Here is a 4,737-nt window from a genome sequence, read left to right as displayed (position 1 = left end):
CATAGGAACCGCTCTGAAAGGACCAGAAGGGTATCTTGTTCCTGCCCGCCCTGGAAGTCGCTATGGCATAACCATGATTGGTCCAGCCCTCCACAATCAGATCCTCATCACCAATGTTGGTATAGACCACCTGCATGACCAGCATGGTGGGGAAGTCGTCATAACTGGTTAACGTAATTTCTTTTATTATTGAAGGCACTCGGGCAATGATCCGGTATTGCTTTCCGATTCCAATCTCATCCTCAATGGGATGAACTGACGTGCTGTCAACTGTGAAATTCTTAATCTCCCCATCTGATACTGTGATGAACTCAGAGGGCGCGAACGCTCCCAGAACAACTTCCTCATCACCCAGCCTGGAAACCACCCGGCTATAAAGGTGGTCGTCATATTCAATTCTGATCTTGCCGCCATTCACCTGGACGGCTACCTGCCGCGCCGGTGTGCAAGTATTAGCCAGCACTACGGCTGCGAAAACGAGCAATGGCTGCAAAATATGCCTTAATATGGCGCTCATCATCGTGCCCCCCTCAGGAATAGGAATAGGTCCTCGGTCATGTTGATACTATTTACGCTTCAATATTTTCAAGGCGTTGGTCCGATAGACTTTTTTCAACACACGTTTATCAAGGCCAAGCCCATAAAGGCTCCAATGATAGCCGAACTCATCGAGCTCGTAAAAGTGCTCATCGGTGGTCTCCAGGATCCGGAAGGTGATACGGTACATGTTTTGGTCGTACCCCATGTCGGTACCGTATAGAAGCTGGTCCTGATACTTCTTATAAAAAGCAGCGGTGAACCTGGGGATAGGTGCTGTCTCTGCATAACGGGCTGAGATATCAGCGTAGAGATTGGGATATTGGTCTAGGAGTCGACCGAGTCTATTCAGGTCGTAGGATAGATTCGCAAAATGGACAGCAATGAACGTTGTATTGGGATGGCGAGCAACGGCGCGTTCCAGGATATCGATCATCCCGGCGTGCCCCACGATATCGGGCTGGTTGTCCAGGCGCCATTCCACAGCGTTCATAAGGCCATCGTTGGTAGAGTCCATAGGCTGGTACATCCAGATCGGGTCGGCCACATGGATGGCTACCGGGAGGTCCAACTCGCCGAATGCCTCCAGCAGGGGGTCCATTCGAGGGTCATCCAGGTGCATCCCCCATGCCTTCACTGGAGAGTAGAACAGCCCTTTGCCCTTGTCACCGATTTCGCCAACACCGGTGGCTCCGGCTCGGACGCACCGCTCCAGCTCCGCCACCGCTGCCGGGCCAAAACCAGGCTGATCGTAACCAGTGTAGTCAAAGCCGCACCAGATTTCAAAGCGGTCAGGATATTGGGAATAGAGGGCGAAGATGGAATCAAAGGCCGCTCCGGTCTGCATCGTCAAGATGACGGTCTTTTCGATCCCCACCGCATCCATATTCTGCACCCACTGTTCTATCTCCTCCAGCGACTGGGCATAGGGGTGGGAATGCAGGTCAATGACGGGATATTTGGCCTTTTCGATGGTAGTGACGGGTACCTTGTAGATAGACTTGGGACGATAGTCTTTAAGAAGCAGGCGTTCGGGCGGGGTCTGCGCCGAGACTCTCCCTAGGGTAAAGGAGAAAAACACTACAAGCAAGGTAACAGAGAACGCCCTTCTAGATCGTGCTAGCCTATGAGCCATTTTATACCTTTCTCCGTCAATTAATTCGATTTCCGAGAACCAGGCCTTGCCGGTCAGCTCGAGATTCTTTAACTCACCAGCGAGCTCTCGCCATGTGTGCGCTTCCCATCGGCTATTCGGCAATCAGATAAATAGCTGTGACGGCAAAGACCATCCCCGTAATTATAATGGAATAGGTGATGACAGCATAAATGATCAGCGAAGGAAGGATAGTATTCACCAGGGCCAGGGTCGTCATGGGCACCGCGAGGCATTCCACTAGGCCACAATGACCTCGATGCCCAACTCCGTTAGCCTGTCGTAGTATTCCTTATCGATACCGGCATCGGTGATAATTTTTTTAATTGTGTCGGGCCCACAGATTCGGCATAGACTCTTTCGTCCAAACTTGCTTGAGTCCGCTACCATGATGGTCTCCTTGGCTACGTCTACCATTACTTTGTTCAAGTGGGCTTCTAACTGATTGGGGGTTGTCAGGCCTACCTCCAAATCGTAGCCATCGGCTCCCAAGAACAACTTATCAAAATAAAATTCCCGCAGGGCGATTTCGGCTTGCGGACCAACAAGGGAGAACGACCTTTTCCGTAGTCTCCCTCCTGTCAACATCACGGTGATATCAGGATAGCCGGCCAGCACAGTGGCTATATTCACAGCGTTCGTTATTACAGTCAGGTCTTTCCGGTCCTTGATGTTTCTGGCAACCTCTAGGGTGGTGGTCCCGGAGTCAAGAATGATGGAATCACCGTCGAAAACCATCTCTGCGGCCTTGGCACCAATGCGCCTTTTTTCTTCACTGTGTATTTTGGCCTTCTCAATGAGGGTGGTGTCATAGGCCACATAATCCCGAATAAGAGCTCCCCCATATACACGGTGAATCAGACCCTTGCCCTCCAGGTAGTTCAGGTCATTCCGGATAGTTACCGCCGAGACACTGAAGAGCTCCCTCAGTTCTTCAACTTTGACCTTACCACTCTCGTTGATGATCCGGACGATCTCACCCCGTCGGTCTACCGTACTTTTCAAATCCAATCCTTTTCCGTTATCTTTCATTGTTGGCTATGTTACTTATGAATGCAAGCCAAGTCAATTCTTAAGCCTTTCGTTTTATTATTTGTTGGTCTTTGGCGGGATCACCTAATATAGACAGGGTACTATTTTCCCGTGCAGATACAGGGAGTACGGCTACATCTAACAATGCGCTGGATCGCTATATTGTCATTTCCAAAATCATTCAAGAGCTTACCAGTGACGGCGCTCATTGCTTTGCCCGCGCCCATTCCCGGGATATCTCTTGTAGCCATCGTGTATATACTACCGCCTTTGCGTCCCACAGGGAAAATGCCGTTCAGGAAATCAGCTACTGAACAAAGGGCACAAGCTAATCCCAAGTAGACCTGTTCAGCTAAAGGGGAATCTCCCGAACGATATGATAAAGGGTGCGATATAATTTGAACCTTTCATCGTACCACTTCTTATGTTCAGGCTGCGGATGAACTGTTGACAATGGTCGGACCCACTTGGACGCTAATTCACGAATCGATTTTCCCGTGTCCGCGGCACAGGCAAGCATGGCGACGCCCAGGCATCCGGTCTCCGTTACGTTCAACGTCGTGATTTTCTTCCCCATTACATTAGCTTTGAGCTGATTCCAAACAGCCGATTTGGCTCCCCCCCCGGTGGCGCGCAATTCGTTTATTTCGTAGCCTGACTTTTCGAGAATTTCGAGGTTCAGGCGCATTTCAAAAGCTACGCCCTCTAACAGAGCCCGGATGAACTCTCCGCGAGTGGTTGAGATTTGGAGTCCTAATACAGCGCCTTTCGTCTTCGAGTCAAAGTAAGGCGTCCCGGAGGGTGTGAAGTAAGGCAGCACGAGCAGACTTGAGGGTTGCTCGCCCATCGAGTCGAGTAAGAGTTCATAGGCGTTCACCCCGGTTTGTTCGGCCTCTGCCACTTCCCAGGCACCGAACTCGTCTCGGAACCATTTTAGTATGTTACCACCAGTTAGGCTATAGGCAAGACTTGCGTACATGCCTTTCACGGCATGGTCGTACGTACAGAGGTTGCTCTGGCGCAGTTCCTCGGTAAATGCCGGCTTGGCGGAGGCCGCGGTGATGCACTCAACGGTGCCGGTCGCGTAGATCGCTGTACCCGGCTTAGTCACTCCAGCCCCTAAGGCACTGCATGGTTGATCGTGACCACCGGTTACCACAAACGTATCTCCTGACAAACCGAGATCCTTGGCGATCCTGTTGTCAATCTTGCCAACGATGCTTCCGGAGGGGAGCGGTTTTGCCAGTTGTTTGAGCGATAATCCCACCGCATTTAAAATGTCCCGGTTCCAGGCATGCTTCCGAACGTCAAACATCATCGTGCGGGCCGCCAGCGGCCAACCCATGGTGGGATCAAGTCCCAGACGGAGCTGCAGCAGATCCTCGAAACAGAGGAACTTTTGTGCCTTGGCCCATACTTCGGGCCGGTTATCTTTGAGCCAGAACAGCTTGAACACGGAGAATACGGAGTGGGCAGTGTGGCCAGTAATCTGGTAGAGTTTCTTTTCGCCGAATTCCTGGGGCCAGATTTTGACATAGGATCGGGGTCTCGTATCGGAGTGAATCATCGCATTGCACAGGGCCTTTCCATCGGCGCTGATGGGCGTGAATGCCTCGCCTTGACTGGAAATACCCATCCCTCGTACTGAGCCGGACTCCACCTGGGCCGCGCATTCCTTGATGACCTCAAAGCACTTTTCCATGACCTCGTCAGAATCCAACTCGGCACCGCCGTTATCGGAAAATATCACACTATATTCACGGTTTGCCCGAGTCAGTTGCTGCCCGTCCTTATCAAACATCACGGCCTTGCAGCCGCTGGTGCCTATATCAATACCCAGGTAATTCATGTATAACTCCCATCACAGGTCGCTCTGGTCCTCGGTGGCTTCTTCCGTCGCTGTACGCACGGTTCTTGCGCGGTTCACTCATACGTACCACATCCGGAGATACTCCGTGACGATCTCCTTCATCCGCTGGAAAATGACTTCTTGCCGGTAGGTAGTAGTGTAGTAA

At 51.5% G+C, this 4,737-nt stretch carries 5 protein-coding genes; all 5 read right to left on the bottom strand.

All coding sequences use genetic code 11. The features are described 5' to 3' along the window. Nucleotides 1-520: hypothetical protein (locus ACETWG_06400; GenBank protein MFB0516217.1), on the bottom strand; the 520-nt coding region annotated here is incomplete at its 3' end. Nucleotides 521-565: 45 nt separating this feature from the next. Continuing rightward, a complete protein-coding gene (locus ACETWG_06395; protein ID MFB0516216.1) occupies nt 566-1,618 on the bottom strand; it encodes an amidohydrolase family protein in 1,053 nt (350 codons plus the stop codon). Nucleotides 1,619-1,784: 166 nt separating this feature from the next. After that, complete coding sequence (locus tag ACETWG_06390; GenBank protein ID MFB0516215.1) at nt 1,785-1,916, bottom strand: hypothetical protein; 132 nt, start codon at nt 1,914-1,916, stop codon at nt 1,785-1,787. A gap of 14 nt (nt 1,917-1,930) precedes the next feature. Next, complete coding sequence (agaR, locus tag ACETWG_06385; protein ID MFB0516214.1) at nt 1,931-2,695, bottom strand: transcriptional repressor AgaR; 765 nt, start codon at nt 2,693-2,695, stop codon at nt 1,931-1,933. Between the two features lie 379 nt (nt 2,696-3,074). Continuing rightward, nucleotides 3,075-4,571, bottom strand: a complete 1,497-nt coding sequence (locus tag ACETWG_06380; protein ID MFB0516213.1) for an L-fuculokinase — start codon at nt 4,569-4,571, stop codon at nt 3,075-3,077. Between the last annotated feature and the right edge of the window lie 166 nt (nt 4,572-4,737).

Source organism: Candidatus Neomarinimicrobiota bacterium, assembly GCA_041862535.1.
Classification (GTDB): Bacteria; Fidelibacterota; Marinisomatia; order SCGC-AAA003-L08; family TS1B11.
Note: the sequence above shows the minus strand (reverse complement) of the source record. Positions and strands in the feature narration are given on the sequence as shown.